Raw genomic sequence first — 19,078 nt, 5'->3', positions numbered from 1 at the left:
GGGTGAAGAGGCGTCAAACGTCCCGCCCGTCGTCGCCCTCCCCGATCATGCCGCCGGCCGCGTCCTCGCCGAGGTCGCCGTCGCCGGCCATACCGGGATCCACGCCAGGATCGCGGCTGTCGCCGGGGCCGATGTCACGGACGTCGCCGCCGCCGGTCTTGGGCGGCAGGCCTTCGCCATGAGGCCGGCTGATCGGACCGCCGACCCCGCCGGCGCTATTCGGATTGGAGGGTTCGGACATGCTCGGCTCCTTCGGTCGAGCCAACGTGAGGGCGCCGGGCGCCGTTCCCGCCGCGCGTCAGAACGCCAGGTTCCGGACGATCTTCCACTGGCCCCCGACCTTGCGCCAGACCGTCAGGTAGGGCGCCGTCCGGCGGACCTCGGACCCCTGGACCCGCACCTCGCCCCAGCCCCATTCGTAGAGCAGGCCGTCCTCGCCACAGGCGACGCCCAGGCTGGTGATCCCGCCCTCGATCGGAGTCCCGGCGGTGTTGCGGGCGGCGTAGAAGCCTTCGACCGCCGCCCGTCCCTTGAGGACCTCGCCGTCCGGCAGCAGGAACAGGCCGTCGTCGGCATAGGCCGCGGCGATGGCGGCCGCGTCGCCGGCGTTCATCGCCCGCAGCCAGTCGTCGTTCGCATGGTCGATGGCCGCCCGGGCCTCCGAGACCTGGGCCGAGCATTCGGGCGTGGCGGCCGCCAGGACGGCGGCCAGCAGCAGGGCGATGGACATGACGCGACGCTAGGCTTCGCCATGGCGCGCGGCCAAACGGCCTGCGGCGAATGCCGGCTGGGCGTCGACCTAGTCGTCGTCGTCCTCGTACCCCACAAGGGCGAGGGCGCGGGCCGGCACGCCGTGCAGCTCGGCCCAGCGAGCCAGCGCCTCCTCGCGGCCGTGGGTGATCCAGAGTTCGCCCGGGCGGATCTCGTCGACCGTGGCGGTGAGCTCGTCCCAGTCGGCGTGATCGGAGATCACCAGGGGGAGCTCGACCCCGCGCTGCTTGGCCCGGGCGCGGATCTGCATCCAGCCCGAGGCGAAGGCGGCCACCGGTTCGGGGAAGCGGCGGCTCCAGCGGTCCTGCATCGCCGACGGCGGGGCGATGATGATGCTGCCCGCGAAGTCGGCCTTCTTGGCGGTCGTCGCAGGCGCGAGCGGCCCCAGGTCGACGCCGTGGTTCTCGTAAAGCGCGTTCAGCCGCTCCAGCGCCCCGTGGACGTAGATGGTCCGGTCCCAGCCGGCCTCGCGCAGCAGGCGGATGATCCGCTGCGCCTTGCCCAGCGCATAGGCGCCGATGATGTGGCTGCGCTCGGGGAACTGGGCGACCGAGCGCAGCAGGCGGGCGATCTCGTCGCGGTCGTCCGGATGGCGGAAGACCGGCAGGCCGAAGGTCGCCTCCGAGATGAAGACGTCGCAGGGGACCGGCTCGAACGGCGGACAGGTGGGGTCGCGCCTTCGCTTGTAGTCGCCGGAGACGACCATGGTCAGGCCCTGCCAGCGGACGACGGCCTGGGCCGAGCCCAGCACGTGGCCGGCCGGGACAAGGGTGATCTCCACCCCCTTGTGGGAGATCGTCTCGCCGTAGGCCAAGGCCTGGCCGTGGCCGGTGAAGTCGCGGCCGTAGCGTTCGGCCATGATGGCTAGGGTCTCGGGCGTGGCCAGCACCGTGCCGTGGCCCGAGCGCGCGTGGTCGGCGTGGCCGTGGGTGACGACGGCGCGGTCCACGGGCCGCACGGGGTCGACATAGAAGTCGCCCGGCGCGCAGTAGAGCCCCTCGGGCTTGGGGCAGAGCAGGTCCTGGGGCCGGATCATCGCCTTCACAATGTAGGAGACCGGCTTCGGCTCCGCATTGACGGACGCAAGGTCGCCGCCCTACCCCCGGGGCATGAAGCTCGTCCGCAAGATGCTGGGGCATGCCATGACCATGGCGCCGCACGCCGTCGCAATCGGCCTGAAGTTCGAGGACGGCGAGGATGGCCGGGGCCGGATGTCGGTCGCCTGGCGCGAGGACCTGGTGGCCGATCCGGACAGCGGGGTGATCGCGTCCGGCGTGGTGACGGCGCTGCTGGACCACTGCTGCGGCCTGGCGGTGAACGCGACGGGGAAGATCAGCTTCCCGATCGCCACCCTGGACCTGCGGATCGACTACATGCGGCCGGCCGCGCCGCGCAGCGGCCTGACCGCCGAGGCGCACTGCTACAAGATGACCCGCTCCATCGCCTTCGTCCGGGCCGAGGCCTGGGACGTGGACCGGAGCGACCTGGTGGCGACGGCCCAGGCCGCCTTCATCCTGAACCGGGGCTAGGGGCGATGGAGAAGTCTGACGCCCTGGCCGCGTTCCTGGAACGCTCGCCCTACATCAGGTTCCTGGGCATGACGGCGGCCCTCGAGGGCGAGGTGCTGACCGCGCGCCTGCCGTTCCGCAAGCGGCTGATCGGCAACCCGATGATCCCGGCGCTGCACGGCGGGGTCATCGGCGCCTTCATGGAGATGACGGCCCTGGCCCAGCTCGCCGTCGCCGAGCCCTCGCGGCGGATGCCCAAGACCATCGACGTGACGATCGAGTACCTGCGGCCGGGCAAGCCGCAGGACCTGTTCGCCCGCGCCGACCTGCGCAAGGTCGGCCGGCGGATCGCCAATGTGCACGTGGAAGCCTGGCAGGAGAGCCCGGAGACGCCGGTGGCGGCGCTCCGGGGGCATTTCCTGCTGAGGGCCGACTAGAACAGGCTGTCGTAGCCGTAGGTGACGCCGCCGGCGTACAGCTTGTACTCCGAGCCCTGGATCAGGTGACCCGTCGGAACGGCGTCCTGGTCGAGGTCGCCGTCGAGCCCGTAGTAGAATTCGCCGCCGCCCGACTGCGGGCTGCCGTACTTGATGGCGGCGCCGACCAGCTCGGCCTGGGCCAGATTCGGGTTCAGCGCCACGATCCGGTCGACGGCCTGGTGATACCAGCTGTCGAGGTCGTCGTTCACGGCGCCGGGGGTTTCAACCTTGGCGAAGAAGAACGCCTGGTCGGTCTGATCCTGCGGCGTCAGGTCGAAGTAGAACGTGACGTGCGACAGGTCCTTGGGCGCGAGCGGGAAGTTGTCGGCGGTCGGAGGCGTCGGAGGCACGGGCGTGACAGGCGTAACCGGAGTGGCGGCCGGCTCGTTCACGCCTGCGACGGTCCACTGCACCGTGGCCGGCGTGGTCGCGACGCCGTCGAACACGCCGTAGCTGACCGTCACCACCGTCGACTGGCCGGCGTTCAGGGTCTGGAAGGCCGCATGGGCGGGGTCGAGGGTGAAGGACTGGGTCGCGGCGTCGAACGTCACGCCGGCCGGAAGGTCCTGCGGGCTCACGACGACCAGCACGTCCTTGGCGTCGACGTCCCACGCGTTCTGGAGGGCGTTCAGGGTGACCTTGGCGCCGTCCTCGGTGGCGAGGCCGGTCACCGCGCCGGTGACGATGGGGGCGTCGTTGGCGCCGGTGAGCGTCCACTGCACGCTGGCGGGGGTGGTGACGAAGCCGTCGCTGACGCCGTAGGTCACGACCACGGTGGTCGTCTCGCCGTGGCCGAGGCTCTGGTAGGCGGCGTCGCCCGGGTTCAGGACGAAGGCCTGGGCGGCCGCGTCGTAGCTGACGCCGGCCGGGAGGGCGGCCGGCAGGTCGGTCACGGTCAGCACCGCGCCGGCATCGACGTCCGAGGCATTGGCGAGCGCGTTCAGCGGTGAGACCGCCGCATCTTCCGTGGCGAGGCCGGTCACCGCGCCGGTGACGACCGGCGCGTCGTTGACGCCGGTGACGGTCCACTGGACCTGGCCGGGCGTCACGGCGATGCCGTCCGAGACGCCGTAGTTCACCGTGACCACGGCGGTCTGGCCCTCGGCGAGACCCTGATAGGCCGCCGGGTTCAGGACGAAGGTCTTGGCGGCGGCGTCATAGCTGACGCCGGCGGGCAGGACGGCGGGCACGCCCACGACGCTCAGCACGTCGCCGTCGTCGACATCCGAGGCGTTCGCCAGCGCGTTGAGCGAGGAGACGTCGCCGTCTTCCACCGCCGCGCCGATCACCACGCCGCTGACGACGGGCGCATCGTTCACGCCCTTGATGTCGAACGACAGGGTCGAGGTCTCGGCCAGCTGGCCCACCTTGTGGCCGGCCGCGTCGAAATAGGTCTGGGCGACGCCGTAGGTGACGACGAACGGCACGCTCTGGATCGCGCTCAGCGCGTCGGCGCCGCTCGCATCGATGCTGTAGGTTCCGTCGGCGTTCAGCACGATCGTGGCTCCGGTCGAACCGAGAGCGCAGGCCTGGCCGAAGGCGAGCCTGGTCGCCCCGCCGTCGAGCGAGGCCCAGGTGAGGGTCTCGGTCATGCGGCCGCCGCCGAGGGTGGCCACGGTATCCTGCAGGACGTCGCCGGTCGCGACGGTGTCTTCCTGCGCGCCGCCCTGGATGGTGTCGTTCGCGTCCTCGACGGCGACGAAGGCCGAGCCCGTCAGCTTCACCGAGGCGCCGCGGTCGCCGCCGAGCAGGCCGACGGAAGTCATGCGGACGCCGAAGTCCTGGCCGGCCACGTCGGCCAGGGTCATGCCCGAGAGCTTCAGCGTGAAGGCGACCGCGCCCACGTCGTCCTTGCCGATGCCGGACGTGCCGAACTCGAGGCCCACGTCATAGCCCTTGGCTTCCTGGGCCACGCCGTTGAAGGCGAGCGCGCCGTTCATTGTGTTGTCGCCGCCGCCGACGCCAGTGACGCTGTCGTCGCCGTCCGCCACGGCCGCCGTGGTGATCGAGCCGATGACGGCCCCCGCCTGGGTCTTGGCCTGCAGGGCCGACACGGCGGCCTGGGTCCCGGCGCCGCTCACCAGCGATTCCCTGGCCACGTCGAAGAACAGGCCGCGCAGGTCGCCGATCACGGCGCCCGATTGGGTGACTTCGAACCTGAACTCGCCCGCGGCGACTTCGGTGATCTTGACGGTGACGGCCGGCTGAGCGCCGCCGCCGAGTTGAACGTAGGCCGTAGCCATGAGAGCCCCCTAAGCTGCTCGATCCCCGCGGCCCGGGCCGCGTCATTGGGGGCGGCAGATACGACGGCGTTCGGCCAAGCCGTATTAGGGGAAACTACAATCGGGAGCCGGCGCTGAGGGCCGACTAGCCCGCGGGCTCGACCGCAGCGCGCGCCTTGCGGATCTCGGCGAGCGCGACTTCGGCCTGGGCCGCCCCGGCCGCGTCGCCCTTGGACCTGGCCCGCAGCAGCGCTGCGGTGGCCTCCATCTCGCGGACCGGCAGCAGGTGGGTGGCGTCGGCGGCCTTGAAGGGCAGGGTCTGGATGCGCTCCAGGATCGCCCGCTGGCGGGCGGCCTCGGGCGTGTCGCCGACGCCGTAGCTGAACATGAAGTCGGCGATCTTCTTCTTGAGCGCCGGGTCGAGGTCCTTGCGCCAGACCATCGGGTCCTCGGGGATGCGCGGCGAGCGCCAGATGATCTCCACCGACGACAGCGTGCGCCGGGCGATCGGCGTGTCGAGCATCGCCATCCGCTCCATGGAGGCGGTGTTGTTGGTGGCTGCATCCACCGTGCCCGAGCTGACGGCGAAGAGGTTGGCCTCGTGGTTGGCCGCCCGCACAGTCTTGAAGCAGGTCTCCGGATCGATGCCTCGCGGCGCGAAGAGATAGGTCATGGGCGCCAGCGTGCCCGAGGTCGACTTGGCGTCGCCGATGCCGAAGTCGATCGTCCGGTCACATTTCAGCAGCCGGTCGAGCGTCAGGCCCGAGCCCTTCGGCACGATGATCACCGCCTCGTAGCCGTCCACGCCGTTGGGGTTCACCGAGCGGGCGAACACCTCGGCATCGGCGCGGCGGACCGCCTCCAGGCCGGACTGGTTGGTGAACCAGCCGAGGTCGGTCTGTTTGAAGCGCATGGCCTCGACCAGCATGGTGTAGTTCGAGCCGTAGAAGGCCTTCACCGGCATGCCCAGCGCCTTGGACATGTCGTCCAGGAACGGCTGCCAGTCGGCCTGGGCGCTCTGCTGGCTCTCGGCCGAGAGGATCGAGAAGTTCAGCTCCTTCTTGTCGGCCGGCTTGGAGCAGGCGCCCAGCGCCAGCAGGGCTGCGGCGATCAACAGGCTGCGACGGATCATTTTCCTTCCCCCTCGGCCGGCGTTTTCGGCAGCCGCATCACGACGACCTCGCGGTTCGGCCGGCTGATGCCGAAGAGAGCACGATCCGCGCTCTTGTCGAAGGCGATCGCTTGGCCCTCGATGGGCGCGGCGATGGTGGCCACGTGGTCGAGCTTGGAGCCGCCCTTGGGCAGCTTCAGGACGTAGAGCTCCGGGTGATCGTGGCCGGTGACGTAGAGCAGGCCGTCGGAGCCGAAGCCGCCGCCGGACGAGCTCATCGGCCTGAAGCGTTCGACCACGGAGGCCGGGAAGGACCAGGCCTCGAGCCGGCGCCACTGGTCGTCGAACTTGACGAGTTGGGTGTAGGCCGAGCCGCGGCCGGGCTCGCCGCCCCTCTGCTCATAGTTGGCGAAGGCCGCCCACCAGGCGCCGTCCTTGCGGTCGAGCCAGGTCAGCGAGCCGATCTGCTGGCCCAGCGAGACGGTGCGCAGGTGGACCATCTTGCCGGGATCGAAGATCTCCACCGAGCTGGTCATCGGGATTTCGGGATAGTTCGAGGCCGCGCAGACCAGCTCCCGGCCGATCACCGCGCAGGAGTTGATGTGGGGAAAGCGGGCCTTGTCGCCGGACCACTCGGCGACCTTCTCGCCCGTGGCCCTGTCGTACTTGGCGATCCGCGAGTTCGCGACGGCGTAGAAGTGGCGGGCGTCCACCGCCACGCCCTGGGTCGCCTCCGGCGCCTTGTAGCGCCGGACGACCTCCGCGGCCGGGGTCTGCCCCAGGGCCGGCGCGGCGACGGCGAGGGCCGCGATCACGAGCGCCAGCCTAGGCATGCTGCATCCCCGGTCGGCCGGTCTCGACGTGGAAGCGCGCAAGGTCGCGCACCGGCGAAGTCGGTTGGAGGGCGGTGTCGATGCCGCGGAACCGTACGCCGCAGCCCTCGGGCGTGATCTCAACCAGGCCGTAGCCACGGCGCTCGCCCTCGGTGAACCGCAGCGCCGGATTGGCGGCGGCGAGCGCCTGGAGTTCGGTATTGGCCGCGCCCAGCGAGCTGATCGAGCCGCCGACGAACTCGCTGGCCACCGGCTTGCCGTCGAGCGCCAGGTCGCCGGCGATGAAGCAGTGGATGTCGCCCCCCAGCGCGACCGGGTTGGAGACCCGGGCGTCCCGCCACTGGCGCAGGATGCGGCCGCGCGTCTGCGCATAGCCGCTCCAGCCGTCGTTGGAGTACCGCACGCCTTCGGGCGTCGGGCGGCGGATCTCGTTGAACACGTACTGCTGGGCGAGCAGGTTCCAGCGCGCCTCGGAGCCGGCGAGGGTGTCCATCAGCCAGCGTTCCTGGGCGGCGCCGAGCAGCGAGCGGGCGGGATCGGTGCGCTCGGGGCAATCCGGGATCAGCTTGCCGTCCGCCAGGGCGGCGCACGTCCGTTGCGGGCGATACTGCCGCGTGTCGAGGAACTGCAGCTGGGCGAGCCGCCCCCAGTCGAGGCTGCGGAAGAGCTGCATCTGCGGCCCGACCGGCCGTGAGCGGCGGCGCAGCGGCATGTGCTCGTAATAGGCCTGGTAGGCGGCGGCGCGCCTGGCGAGGAACCAGGCGGGATCGGAATCGGCGCGGTCGTGATCGCCGCCGTAGTCGTTCTCGACCTCGTGGTCGTCCCAGATCACCATCCACGGCGCGGCCGCATGCGCCGCCTGCAGCTTGGGGTCCGACTTGTAGGCGCCGTAGCGCACGCGGTAGCCGGCGATGTCCGTGGGCTCGGGCCCGGGATGCCGACGCACGCCTTTGGCGGTGGCGGCCTGCTCGTAGATGTAGTCGCCCAGGAACAGGACCAGGTCGGGATCGTCTGCCACGAGGTGGTCGTAGGCGCCGTAGAAGCCCGCCTCGTATTTCTGGCACGAACCGTAGGCGAGGCGGAGGCTGCGGACATCTGCGCCGGCTGCGGGGGCCGTGCGGGCGCGGCCCACCGGGCTCGCGTGGCCGCCGGCCGTGAACCGGTACCAGTATTGCCGGTCGGGGCGCAGGCCCGCCACTTCGACATGCACCGAGTGGCCGGCCTCGGCGACGCCGAGCGTCTCGCCGGACGCGGCCACCCGCGACAGCGCAGCGTCCTCGGCCACGACCCAGCGCACGGCGACGGGCGCCGGGGCCATCCCGCCGTCCGGCTGGAGCGGCCGGGGCGCGAGCCGGGTCCAGAGCACCACGCCGTCCGGCTCCGGCTCGCCGGAGGCCACGCCCAGGGAGAACGGATCCTCCGGCAGGCGGGCCTGGGCCAGGGCCGAAGTCCAGGCGCCCGGCGTCAGGGCGGCGCCCGCCAGGATGGCGGCGCGGGCGAGGAGCTGGCGGCGGTGCAGGGTCATGCGTTCAGCGCGACGCTACCACTGAGCCGACACGCCCACATAGTAGGTGCGGCCGTAGCGCTCGTAGTTGGTGAGCCAGTCTCGCCGTCCGCCCTGGTACTCGCGCAGCACCTCGTCGTTGAGGTTCTGCAGGTCCACGAAGACCTCGATCTTGTCGGTGAGCTTGTAGCTCGCCTTGGCGTCGAGGCGCCGGTAGTCGTCGTCGAAGGTGTCGGTCTCGTCGTCCGACCCCAGACCCTGAACCGCGCGGCCGGTGTGGTGGTAGGACAGCGCCGCTTCGAACCGGCCCGACTGGTAGAAGAGCTGGGCGCCCCAGAGCAGGTCGGACTGGGCCGGGAACGGCGTCTCGCCACGATCCGGAACGGTGAGCTTGGAGTCGGTCCAGGTCACGTTCGCCGCCGCGCCGAAGCCGCTGAGGAAGCCCGGCAGGAAGGTGAACTGCTGCTGGTACTGCAGCTCGAGGCCCTTGATCTCGCCCTCCGCCGCGTTGCGCGGCTGGGTGTATTCCAGCCGCGAGTAGGTGCGGCCGCCGATGGTCACGCCGGTGAGGGTCTGGTCGAAGGTGAAGATCGGATCGTCGATCTTCTTCAGGAAGGCGCCGGCCGACAGCAGGCCGCCGGGCGCGAAGTACCATTCCACCGTGGCGTCGAAATTCTCGGAGCGGAACGGCTTGAGGTCCACGTTCCCCTCGGCCAGGGCGCCCTCGAAGACGCCGGGCGACAGCTCGAGGAACTCCAGCGCGCCGCCGGGACGCATCTGGGGATACTGCGGCCGCCCCAGGGTGTGGGTGTAGGCCAGCCGCACCACCAGGTCCTCGCGCGGCTCGAAGCGCAGGTGCAGGTTCGGCAGGAAGGTCGTGTACGAGGACGAGGCCTCGACGGGGGTGACCGCGCCGGTGTTGTCCAGGCGGAAGCCCGAGACCTCGGTTTCGGTGTGCTCGACGCGCCAGCCGCCGATCAGGCGGAAGGCGCCGAAGTCCACGTCGGCCATGACGTAGCCGGCGCTGACCCGTTCGTTCAGGTCGTAGTCGTTGAGGGTTTCGGCCTTGAGGCTCTCGGCCGCGTTGCGCACGAAGCGGGCGCTGCTCAGGTTCTCGCGCGTGAAGGCGCGGATGGCGTCGGCGTCGATGGTGAACCGGTTGACGTAGGTGTAGTCGCCGAGATCGACCTCCATCACCGGCCCCTGGAGCCCGAAGTCGGCCAGGGTGAAGCGGTTGGCGGCGGCCCCGCGATCCCACCGATCGGTCCGGCCGTCGAAGCGCTTGTCGGTGTCGCGCACCTTCAGCCCGGCCTTGAAGTAGCTGGCCTCGCCGATGTCGATGTCGCGGCGCAGGTCTATACGGCCGGCGATGTTGGTCTCTTCGCCGTACTCGTCCTGGCGGGTGTACTGGCGGAAGCCCAGGCCCGAGGCGGACGCGTTCCGCGGCACGGCCGTGTAGAGCAGCGGGTTCATGTCGAAATCGACGGTGAGGTTCGCCGAGTTCTGCCGGAACTGCCAAAGCTCGTTCGGCTCGATCAGCTCGTTGTAGCCGTAGGAGAGGTCGTAATCGACGGACCAGGGGCCGCGCTCGTGCAGGCCGCCGACGGAATACGAGGAGATGCTCTTTTCCTTGTACTCCAGGCGCAGGTCCTGCCGGGCGTCGACGCCGGTGGCCACGCCCGAGGCGCGATCGGCGTTGAAGGTGAGGTTGGCGGGGTTCGACGCGAAGTCGAGGCGCCAACGCTGGCGGTACTCGTCCTCGGTGAACTTGGAGTAGAGGCCCCGCACGTAGAACCGGTCGAGGTCGGTGGGGCGGAACTCCAGGGCGCCGGCGGCGCCGAGGCGCTCGCGCTTCAGCTTGTAGTTCGTGGTCTTCAGGTTGATCGGCAGGCCGCCGCGGGCGACCCCGGGGACAGCGCGCCAGTCGTCCGGATAGAGCCCGTCCGAGCGGTAATCGCGCGACGAGCCGTTGACGCCCAGCAGCACGCCCCAGCGGCCGTCGCCGAACACGCCGCCGACGGTGAGATCGCCCTGGACCGGCGTCTTCTCGTTGAACTCCTGATAGCCGACCTGGACCGAGCCGCGGGCGGTGCGGCCGCCCGGGAGGTCGAAGGGCGACTGGCTGACGAGGTTGATCGTGCCGCCGATGCCCTGAGCGTCGTAGTCCGGCGTGACCGCCTTCACCACCTCCAGCCGGCCGAGCAGCTGGCCCGAGACCACGTCCAGCGGCAGGGCGCGGCTGTCGCCGTCGGGATTGCCGACCTCCACCCGGTTGAGGGTGACGTTGTTCAGCTGGGCGGGCGTTCCGCGGATCGAGACGTAACGGCCTTCGCCCTGGTCATACGAGAGGCCGACGCCGGGGAGGCGCTCGAGGTTCTCGGCGACGTTCTTGTCGGCGAGGCGGCCGATCTCGTCGGCCGAGATGGCGTCGACGACGGTGATCGCCTCGCGCTTGGTTTCGATGGCCCGCTGTTGGGACAGCCGCTGTCCGGTGACCACCAGCTCTTCCACGTCCTGGGCCCGGGCCGGGACGGCGGCCGCGGCGAGCACCAGGGCCGAGGCCGACAGCAGGACGTGCATCCGCCGCGGACGGCGGGCTTCGAAGATCGACACCATGAGTTCCCCCTCGTTCGACGAGGGCGGACATAGGCTCGCGCTGTGACAGTGCGGCGAAGCCCAGGTGACGGTCCTGCGACGCCGGCTTTGGCGAAACCGCTTGAGCCCGGCCGCCCCGGGCGTTAGGCCGCGCGCCATGCTGCAAGGTCTTTCCCATCAGGCGCGCGACGCCAAGAGCTGGCCGTTCGAACAGGCGCGCATCCTGCTGGACCGCATCACCCGCCTGCGCCTCACCGACGCCGAGCGCGATCTCGCCGCCTCGCTGTTCGCCCAGGGCAAGTTCCATGAGGCGGTGGCGACCCTGCCGGCGCTGGCCGAGCCGGTTGTCTTCCAGTGCGGCTATGGCGCGAGCGGCCTTCCGCACCTGGGCACCTTCGGCGAGGCCACCCGTCCGACCATCGTGCGCAACGCCTTCCGGGCGCTCACCGAGGACGCCATCCCGACGCAGCTGATCGTCTTCTCCGACGACATGGACGGCCTGCGGAAGATCCCGGACAACGTGCCGAACAAGGCGATGCTGGAGGAAGACCGCGACAAGCCGGTGACCGCCGTGCGCGATCCGTTCGGCGAGCACGAAAGCTTCGGCCACCACAACAACGCCCGGCTGCGCGCCTTCCTGGACGGCTTCGGCTTCGACTACACGTTCATGAGCTCGACCGAGACCTACAAGTCGGGGCGCTTCGACGCGGTGCTGCTGCGCATCCTCGAGCGGTTCGACGCGGTCATGGCGATCATGCTGCCGACGTTGGGCGAGGAGCGCCGGGCGACCTATTCGCCGTTCCTGCCGATCAGCCCCAGGAGCGGCCGGGTGCTGCAGGCCCCGACCCTGGAGCGCAACGTCGAGAAGGGCACGATCGTCTTCGCCGACGAGGACGGGACGCGGACCGAGGTCCCGGTCACCGGCGGCCACGTGAAGCTGCAGTGGCGACCCGACTGGGCGGCGCGCTGGACCGCCCTGAAGGTCGACTTCGAAGCCTCGGGCAAGGACCTCGTCGACAGCGTGCGGGTCTCGAACAAGATCGTCCGGGCGCTGGGCGCCGAGCCGCCCGAGGCGTTCCACTTCGAGCTCTTCATGGACGAGAACAACCAGAAGATCTCGAAGTCCAAGGGCAACGGCCTGACCATCGAGGAATGGCTGCGCTACGGCGCGCCCGAAAGCCTGACCTACTACATGTTCCAGAGCCCGAAGTCGGCCAAGCGGCTGTACTTCGACGTGATCCCCAAGGCGACCGACGAGTACCTTTCGCACCTGGACGCGTTCAACCGCGCCCGGAGCGAGGGGCAGAACCTCGTACCCTTGGACAACCCGGCCTGGCACGTGAACCGCGGCGCCCCGCCCGAGAAGGGCTCGCCGGTCAGCTTCTCGCTGCTGCTGAACCTGGTCTCGGCGGCCGACGCCTCGACCAAGGAGATCCTCTGGGCCTTCCTCGAGCGGTACCTGCCGGGCGCGACGCCGGAGAGCGAGCCGCTGCTGGACCGCCTCGTGGGCTATGCGCTCAACTACTACGAGGACTTCGTCCGGCCGGCGAAGACGTTCCGCGCGCCCACCGACCAGGAGCGGGCGGCGATGGAGGACCTGGTGGCCCGCCTCAAGGCCCTGCCGGCCGGCGCCGACGCCGAGGCGATCCAGAACGAGGTGTTCGAGGTGGGCAAGGCGGCCGGCTTCGAGCCGCTGCGCGCCTGGTTCGGGGCGCTGTACGAGGTGCTGCTGGGCCAGAGCCAGGGGCCGCGTTTCGGCTCGTTCGTCGCGATCTTCGGCATCGACCGGACCATCGACCTCATCGAGCGGGCGCTGAAGGGCGAACTGGTCGGCTGACGAGCCCTCACCTTGCGTGAGCGGCGTAGGTTAACGGCGTTAACGTGTCCTTGACGTAAACGTAAAGCCGTCCTTAGCTGGCGGGGCATGCGAGACCTATAGGGAGGATCGCCCATGCCCACCGACCTGCGCCGCCCGTTGCGCACCTACACGATCCGGCAGCTCTGCCTGGAATTCAAATGCACCCCGCGGGCCTTGCGCTTCTATGAGGACAAGGGCCTGCTGACGCCTGCGCGCGACGGCATGAACCGCGTCTATTCCTACCGCGACCGGGCCCGGCTCCAGCTCATCCTGCGCGGCAAGCGCGTGGGCCTGTCGCTCTCAGAGATCGGCGAGATCCTCGACCTGTACGAGGCCGATGAATCCGGCGCCGCCCAGGCCGCCAAGAGCCTGCGCAAGTTCAAGGAGCGCATCGTCGCCCTGGAGCAGCAGAAGCACGACATCGACGCGGCGATCGCCCAGCTCCAGCAGGGCATCAGCGAGATGGAGCGCCGCCTGTCCGAGACCCGGCCCGACCTGCTGCCGCGGGCGGCCGACTACGACCAGATGCTGCGCCGGAGGCTGGACGACCTGGAGCACGGCGAGGCCTAGCGCGTCGCGGCGCCTAGCTCACGGCGCGCGCACGGACTATGTCGAAGGCTGAAGACGCCCTCGCAATGTCCGGAGTTTGCATGCCCTACCAGGCCCCCGTTCGCGACTACCTGTTCCTGTTGCGCGACGTCCTGCAGCTCGACCGCTACGCCAACCTGCCCGCCTTCGCCGACGCCTCGATGGACACCGTCGAGGCGATCCTGGAAGAGGCCGGCAAGTTCACCTCCGAGGTGCTCGCCCCGCTGAACGGGGTGGGCGACAAGGAGGGCTGCACCTGGAGCCCCGACTTCTCGGTGAAGACGCCGAGCGGCTTCAAGGACGCCTACGCCAAGCTCGTCGAGGGCGGCTGGCCGGCGCTGGGCTCCGATCCCGCCTACGGCGGCCAGGGCCTTCCCCACGTCGTCAACGTGGCGTTCTCCGAGATGAGCTCCTCGGCGAACATGGCCTTCTCCATGTACCCGGGCCTGACGCACGGCGCCTATTCGGCGATCCATGTCGGCGGCACGCCCGAGCAGAAGGCGCTCTACCTGCCCAAGCTGGTGTCATTCCAGTGGGCCGGCACCATGAACCTCACCGAGCCGCACTGCGGTACGGACCTCGGCCTGCTGCGGACCAAGGCGGTCCCTCAGGCCGACGGCTCCTACAAGATCACGGGCCAGAAGATCTGGATCTCGGGCGGCGAACAGGACCTGACCGAGAATATCGTCCACCTGGTGCTCGCGCGGATCGAAGGCGCGCCGGCCGGCGTGCGCGGCATCAGCCTGTTCATCGTGCCGAAGTTCATCCCCGACGCCGACGGCAATCCGGGCGAGCGCAACAGCGTGAAGTGCCTGGGCCTCGAAGAGAAGATGGGCATCCACGGCAACGCCACCTGCGTGATCAGCCACGAAGAGGCGACCGGCTGGCTGATCGGCGAGGAGAACGCCGGGCTGAAGCTGATGTTCGTGATGATGAACGAGGCCCGCCTGGGCGTCGGCCTGCAGGGCCTCGCCCAGGCCGAGGCCGCCTACCAGGCCGCCGTCGCGTTCGCCAAGGACCGGCTGCAGGGCCGCTCGCTGACCGGGCCGAAGAACCCGGACGGGCCCGCCGACCCGATCATCGTCCACCCCGACGTCCGCCGGATGCTGATGGACGCCCGCGCGATCATCGAGGGCGGCCGCGCCTTCATGGCCTGGACGGCGCTGCACGGGGACCTCGCCCACGCGAGCCCGGACGAGGCCGTCCAGCAGAAGGGCCGCGACTACATGGCCCTGATGACGCCGGTGGTGAAGGCGTTCCTCACCGACCGCGGCTTCCAGGTCTGCTCCGACGCCATGCAGGTGCACGGCGGCTCGGGCTTCACCGAGCACTTCCCCGCCAGCCAGTACCTGCGCGACGTGCGCATCGCCCTGATCTACGAGGGCACCAACGGCGTACAGGCGCTGGACCTGGTGGGCCGCAAGCTGGCGGCCGACGGCGGGCGCGGGGTGATGAGCTTCTTCGCCGAGCTCGACCAGTTCGTGGCCGACAACGAGGCCGCCGGGCCTGAGCTGAAGCCGTTCATCGACGGCGTCGCCCGGGCCAAGGGCGAGCTGCAGGAGGCCACCATGTGGCTGATGCAGAACGGCCTGGCCAACCCCGACAACGCCGGCGCCGCGTCCACCAACTACCTGCAGCTCTTCGGGCTGACGGCGCTGGCCTACATGTGGGCGATGATCGCCAAGGCGGCGCAGGCGAAGATCGCCGCCGGCGACGCCGATCCGCTGTACGCCAACAAGCTGGTGGTTGGCCGGTACTACGTCGACCGCATCCTGCCGGAGACCTCGGCGCACCTCGCCAAGCTGAAGACGGGCGCCGAGCTGATGATGAAGCTGCCGGCGGAGGCCTTCTGATGGCGAGCTACCGCGCGACGATCGCGTGGGCCCTGGACGCGAGCCCCGACGACTTCCTGAAAGGCCGCTACAGCCGCGGGCACACGGTGAGCTTCGCCGAGCACGTGGTGCCGGCGACGGCCTCGGCGCACGTGGTCGGCAACAGGTGGGCGGCGCCCGGGGCGGTCGACCCCGAGGAGATGTTCGTCGCCGCACTCTCCAACTGCCACATGCTGACCTTCCTCCACATGGCGCGGCTGAAGGGCTTCGTCGTCACACGCTATCGCGACGAAGCGGTGGGGGTGATGGAGAAGAACGCCGAGGGCCGCATGGCCGTGACGCGGGTCACGCTGCATCCGGAGATCGCCTACGAAGGCCGCCGCCCGACGACCGAGGAGGCGCACGAGATGCATCACCAGGCGCACGAGGAATGCTTCATCGCCAATTCGGTCCAAACCGAGGTGACGGTGGAAGAGGTGGAGCCGGCGGCGGTCTAGCCGCCGAGCTTCTTCCAGTAGATCGCCGTGCCGACGAGGCCGCCCTGGGGCTTGTAGGCGTAGTCGGGGATCACGCCGGCGCGGGTCCAGCCGAGGCTCTCGTAGAGTTCGGAGGCGCCGCCCTCGACGGCGGTGTCGAGGTTGAGCAGGGTGCGACCGTGCTCGGCGGCCAGCCGCTCGGCCTCGATCATCAGGGCGCGGGCGAGGCCCCGGCCGCGGGCGGCGGGCGCCACCATCAGCTTCCAGATCTCGCCCCGGAACGGCTGGTTCGGCGGGGTGTCGAGCCAGAGCGTGACGGTGCCCTGGAGCGTCCCGTCGACGAAGGCGCCCAGGACGATCCGGCCCGGATCGGCGACGGCGGCGGTCCAGTAGGCCTCGGCCCCGCCGGCGGGCACGGGGTCCATGAAGTGCACCGAGCCGCCGGCGCTCACGGTCTCGCGGAGGATCTCGGCCAGGCGCGGCACGGCGGCGGCGTCCAGGGGACGGATGGCGAAGGTCATGGGCCTAGCTGAGCGGCGCGCGGCGCACGGTCAAGCTAGGCGAGCAGTTCGGCGAGGCGGCGCTCGAGGTCTGCCTGGTCCTTGAGCTCGCACTCCCAGATCGTCTCGACCCGCCAGCCCTGGGCTTCGAGCCCGGCACGGCTCTTCGCGTCGCGGGCGACATTGCGCCCGACCTTGGCGGTCCAGTAGTCGCGGTTCTGCTTCGGGACCCGCGATCCGCGGGCGCAGTCGTGGCCGTGCCAGAAGCAGCCGTGGACGAACAGCGCGAGGCGGCGGCCCGGCATGACGATGTCGGGGCTGCCGGGCAGGTCCTTGCGGTGCAGCCGGTAGCGCGCGCCGAGCCGGGTCAGCGCCCGGCGCACCGTCATCTCCGGCGTGGTGTCCTTGCCCTTCACCCGCCGCATGACGGCGGAGCGCTTCTCCGCGTCAAAGACGTCGGAGGTCACAGCCCTTCGAACAGCGCGGTCGAGATGTAGCGCTCGGCGAAGCTGGGGATGATGGCCACGACCAGTTTGCCGGCCATGTCGTCGCGCTTGGCGACCTCGAAGGCGGCGGTCAGCGCCGCGCCCGAGGAGATGCCGACCGGAATGCCCTCGTCGCGGGCCGCCCGGCGCGCCATGGCGAAGCTGTCGTCGTTCGAGACCTGCACGATCTCGTCGATGATGCTGCGGTCGACGATGGAGGGCACGAAGCCCGCGCCGATGCCCTGGATCTTGTGCGGGCCGGGCTGGCCGCCCGACAGGACAGGCGAGGCCTCGGGCTCGACGGCGACCATCTTCACCGAGGGCTTGCGCGCCTTCAGCACCTGGCCCACGCCGGTGATCGTGCCGCCGGTGCCGACGCCCGAGATCACCACATCGACGCGGCCCTCGGTGTCGTTCCAGATCTCCTCGGCCGTCGAGACGCGGTGGATCAGCGGGTTGGCGACATTGTCGAACTGCTGGGGCATCACTGCGCCGGGGGTGGCGTCGACCAGCTCGCGCGCGCGGGCCACGGCGCCGGCCATGCCCTTCTCGGCGGGGGTGAGCTCCAGCTTGGCGCCCAGGATGACCAGCATCTTGCGACGCTCCATCGACATGCTCTCGGGCATGACGAGGGTGAGCTTGTAGCCCTTGGCCGCCGCCACGAAGGCCAGCGCGATGCCGGTGTTGCCGGAGGTCGGTTCGATGATCGTGCCGCCCGGCTTGAGCAGGCCCTTGGCCTCCAGGTACTCGACCATGGCCACGCCGATCCGGTCCTTCACCGAGGCGACGGGATTGAAGAACTCGAGCTTGGCGACGACCTCGGCCTTGGGCTGGAGCGCTTCGGTGAGGTGGGGCAGGCGCACCAGGGGCGTGTCGCCCACCGTGTCGATGATGGAGTCGTAGATCTTGCCCCGGCCGGCCCGGCGGAAGCGGGCGGCGTCGTAGACCTTGTCGGGGGTGGCGTCCATTTGAGGATCTCGGTGTCTGAAGGCTGGAAAGCTTGCCCGAGACCCTAGGCCTTCTGCGGCGTTTTGGAAGGCGCCGTCCTTGGCGCCGCCTTTAGATTTACTCGGCGGCCAGCACAGCTCGCGGGGCGAGGAGCGGCTCCAGCAGCTCCTGGGCGAGCCAGCGGACAACGGGCGCGGCGACGCCGTCGCCGGTGACGTGCAGGGCGGCGGTCGCGGGTCCCGGCAGGCGGTAGGTATCGGGCAGGCCCATGAGGCGGGCGGCCTCGCGCGGACTGAGCAGCCGGCTGCGGACCCGGCCGTCCTCCACAACGACGAGCGTCTGGCGCGAGGAGCCGCCGCGCGGCGTGCGGAGACAGCCGGCCAGGCCGTCGAACCGGACCTCGGCCCGCTGCACGCGCCGCCCAGCCTCGATCCGCGTGCGGCGAAAGACAGCGCCCACCGCCCGCCCCTTCTGCGTGGCGATCTTGGCGCGATGGTGCGGCGCCATCAGCGACAGCAGGCGCTGGGTCTCGGCCTCGGAACGCCAGGCGACGGCGTCATCCGGCTCCAGCAGGGCGGCGAGGTCGGTGTTGCGCGCCGGCGGCGCGGCCAGGCGCCACCAGGCCCAGCTGCGCTTCAGGTCCGCCGGCAGGGCGGCGTGGGCGTTGCGCACCGCGCGGGTATGGAAGGGGCTGTCGCCGACGAGGCCCGCAGCCGGGGCGACCTTCGACGCCACCACGAAGACCCGGGGCCGTGACTGCGGCAGCAGGTGAGCGGCGTCCACCTCCAGCGCGCCGAACACATAGCCTTCCGCCGCCAGCGCCGTCCCAAGCGCTGCGAAGTCGGCGCCGCCGCGCGAGGTGAGCAGGCCGACGACGTTCTCGATGACGATCAGGCGCGGCGCGCGGCCCTCGGCGCCCAAGGCCTGCATCAGCTTCCAGAACCCGAAGAAGGCCGAGGAACGGCCGCCTTCCAGGCCGGCGCGCGACCCCGCAAGGCTGAAGTCCTGGCAGGGGCTGGAGGCCCAGGCGAGGTCGGCCTGACCCGGGAGGTCGGCGGACGACAGCGTCCAGACGTCGCCTGGGCGGAAATGCCGGTCGGCATCGGCGAAGTTGGCGCGGTAGGCCGCGGCCTTCACGGGGTCGAAGTCGTTGGCGAAGGCGCAGGCCCAGCGTTCGCCCAGGCCCAGACGAGCCATGCCGCCGCCGGCGAAGAATTCGTAGAAGGTGAAGGGTGTCGCGCCCACCATCGGATCGTAGCGTGATTTGCGCTCGGTCTATCACCGTCATCCCGGCCGGAGCGAAGCGGAGAGCCGGGACCCAGGCGCCGGCGCACGGCCTCTGGGTCCCCGATCGGCCTTGCGGCCGTC

The 19,078-nt window shown here is 70.4% G+C and carries 18 protein-coding genes and 1 pseudogene; 7 read left to right on the top strand and 12 right to left on the bottom strand.

All coding sequences use genetic code 11. The annotated features are described in order from the left end of the window. Positions 1 to 13: 13 nt before the first annotated feature. From ACO2Q0_RS09250 to ACO2Q0_RS09240, 3 genes are all read right to left on the bottom strand, one after another. Positions 14 to 241: a hypothetical protein gene (locus ACO2Q0_RS09250; protein WP_423351202.1), complete on the bottom strand. Its 228-nt coding sequence runs from the start codon at positions 239 to 241 to the stop codon at positions 14 to 16. 57 nt (positions 242 to 298) lie between these two features. After that, on the bottom strand, positions 299 to 730 hold the full coding sequence (locus ACO2Q0_RS09245) for an SgcJ/EcaC family oxidoreductase (protein ID WP_423351201.1): 432 nt from the start codon (positions 728 to 730) through the stop codon (positions 299 to 301). A gap of 69 nt (positions 731 to 799) precedes the next feature. Further along, positions 800 to 1,807 (bottom strand): ligase-associated DNA damage response exonuclease, encoded by a 1,008-nt coding sequence (locus ACO2Q0_RS09240; protein WP_423351200.1) that lies wholly within the window; start codon positions 1,805 to 1,807, stop codon positions 800 to 802. 73 nt (positions 1,808 to 1,880) lie between these two features. Between ACO2Q0_RS09240 and ACO2Q0_RS09235 the strand changes: the two genes are divergently transcribed. Both ACO2Q0_RS09235 and ACO2Q0_RS09230 read left to right on the top strand, forming a co-directional pair. Further along, positions 1,881 to 2,300, top strand: coding sequence for a PaaI family thioesterase (locus ACO2Q0_RS09235; protein WP_423351199.1), 420 nt, complete (start codon positions 1,881 to 1,883; stop codon positions 2,298 to 2,300). 5 nt (positions 2,301 to 2,305) lie between these two features. Beyond that, positions 2,306 to 2,716: a PaaI family thioesterase gene (locus ACO2Q0_RS09230; RefSeq protein ID WP_423351198.1), complete on the top strand. Its 411-nt coding sequence runs from the start codon at positions 2,306 to 2,308 to the stop codon at positions 2,714 to 2,716. Here the strand turns inward: ACO2Q0_RS09230 and ACO2Q0_RS09225 are convergent. From ACO2Q0_RS09225 to ACO2Q0_RS09205, 5 genes are all read right to left on the bottom strand, one after another. Beyond that, complete coding sequence (locus ACO2Q0_RS09225; protein ID WP_423351197.1) at positions 2,713 to 5,001, bottom strand: VCBS domain-containing protein; 2,289 nt, start codon at positions 4,999 to 5,001, stop codon at positions 2,713 to 2,715. The two genes, ACO2Q0_RS09230 and ACO2Q0_RS09225, sit on opposite strands and share 4 nt — an antisense overlap. Before the next feature lie 124 nt (positions 5,002 to 5,125). Further along, positions 5,126 to 6,112, bottom strand: a complete 987-nt coding sequence (gene phnD, locus ACO2Q0_RS09220; protein ID WP_423351196.1) for a phosphate/phosphite/phosphonate ABC transporter substrate-binding protein — start codon at positions 6,110 to 6,112, stop codon at positions 5,126 to 5,128. Further along, positions 6,109 to 6,924, bottom strand: a complete 816-nt coding sequence (locus tag ACO2Q0_RS09215) for a hypothetical protein (protein ID WP_423351195.1) — start codon at positions 6,922 to 6,924, stop codon at positions 6,109 to 6,111. Before ACO2Q0_RS09215 ends, phnD begins: the two co-directional genes overlap by 4 nt. Continuing rightward, positions 6,917 to 8,449, bottom strand: a complete 1,533-nt coding sequence (locus ACO2Q0_RS09210) for an alkaline phosphatase D family protein (RefSeq protein ID WP_423351194.1) — start codon at positions 8,447 to 8,449, stop codon at positions 6,917 to 6,919. The genes ACO2Q0_RS09215 and ACO2Q0_RS09210 overlap by 8 nt, the downstream gene beginning before the upstream one ends. Positions 8,450 to 8,464: 15 nt before the next feature. Then, complete coding sequence (locus ACO2Q0_RS09205) at positions 8,465 to 11,041, bottom strand: TonB-dependent receptor (protein WP_423351193.1); 2,577 nt, start codon at positions 11,039 to 11,041, stop codon at positions 8,465 to 8,467. Positions 11,042 to 11,180: 139 nt separating this feature from the next. On the opposite strand from ACO2Q0_RS09205, the gene ACO2Q0_RS09200 reads away from it, so the two are divergent. From ACO2Q0_RS09200 to ACO2Q0_RS09185, 4 genes are all read left to right on the top strand, one after another. After that, entirely contained in the window at positions 11,181 to 12,860 is a 1,680-nt protein-coding gene (locus ACO2Q0_RS09200) for a lysine--tRNA ligase (RefSeq protein ID WP_423351192.1), read from the top strand. Positions 12,861 to 12,974: 114 nt separating this feature from the next. Next, positions 12,975 to 13,451: a MerR family transcriptional regulator gene (locus tag ACO2Q0_RS09195; RefSeq protein ID WP_423351191.1), complete on the top strand. Its 477-nt coding sequence runs from the start codon at positions 12,975 to 12,977 to the stop codon at positions 13,449 to 13,451. Positions 13,452 to 13,531: 80 nt separating this feature from the next. After that, positions 13,532 to 15,322, top strand: coding sequence for an acyl-CoA dehydrogenase C-terminal domain-containing protein (locus ACO2Q0_RS09190; RefSeq protein ID WP_423351190.1), 1,791 nt, complete (start codon positions 13,532 to 13,534; stop codon positions 15,320 to 15,322). Further along, positions 15,322 to 15,798 (top strand): OsmC family protein, encoded by a 477-nt coding sequence (locus ACO2Q0_RS09185; protein WP_423351189.1) that lies wholly within the window; start codon positions 15,322 to 15,324, stop codon positions 15,796 to 15,798. Before ACO2Q0_RS09190 ends, ACO2Q0_RS09185 begins: the two co-directional genes overlap by 1 nt. Here the strand turns inward: ACO2Q0_RS09185 and ACO2Q0_RS09180 are convergent. The 4 genes from ACO2Q0_RS09180 to ACO2Q0_RS09165 all read right to left on the bottom strand — a co-directional run bounded on the left by ACO2Q0_RS09180 (position 15,795) and on the right by ACO2Q0_RS09165 (position 18,958). Next, complete coding sequence (locus ACO2Q0_RS09180; RefSeq protein ID WP_423351188.1) at positions 15,795 to 16,298, bottom strand: GNAT family N-acetyltransferase; 504 nt, start codon at positions 16,296 to 16,298, stop codon at positions 15,795 to 15,797. The two genes, ACO2Q0_RS09185 and ACO2Q0_RS09180, sit on opposite strands and share 4 nt — an antisense overlap. A 35-nt stretch (positions 16,299 to 16,333) precedes the next feature. Beyond that, positions 16,334 to 16,744, bottom strand: coding sequence for a very short patch repair endonuclease (locus ACO2Q0_RS09175; RefSeq protein WP_423351187.1), 411 nt, complete (start codon positions 16,742 to 16,744; stop codon positions 16,334 to 16,336). Beyond that, on the bottom strand, positions 16,741 to 17,730 hold the full coding sequence (cysK, locus tag ACO2Q0_RS09170) for a cysteine synthase A (RefSeq protein WP_423351186.1): 990 nt from the start codon (positions 17,728 to 17,730) through the stop codon (positions 16,741 to 16,743). The genes ACO2Q0_RS09175 and cysK overlap by 4 nt, the downstream gene beginning before the upstream one ends. 97 nt (positions 17,731 to 17,827) lie before the next feature. Next, positions 17,828 to 18,958, bottom strand: coding sequence for a DNA cytosine methyltransferase (locus ACO2Q0_RS09165; protein WP_423351185.1), 1,131 nt, complete (start codon positions 18,956 to 18,958; stop codon positions 17,828 to 17,830). Positions 18,959 to 18,995: 37 nt separating this feature from the next. On the opposite strand from ACO2Q0_RS09165, the pseudogene ACO2Q0_RS09160 reads away from it, so the two are divergent. After that, positions 18,996 to 19,073, top strand: a pseudogene (locus tag ACO2Q0_RS09160) (hypothetical protein); the annotation flags it as partial. Positions 19,074 to 19,078 lie beyond the last annotated feature (5 nt).

It is taken from the genome of Phenylobacterium sp. VNQ135 (assembly GCF_049445735.1).
GTDB lineage: Bacteria > Pseudomonadota > Alphaproteobacteria > Caulobacterales > Caulobacteraceae > Phenylobacterium.
This window is presented reverse-complemented; position numbering and strand designations above follow the sequence as displayed.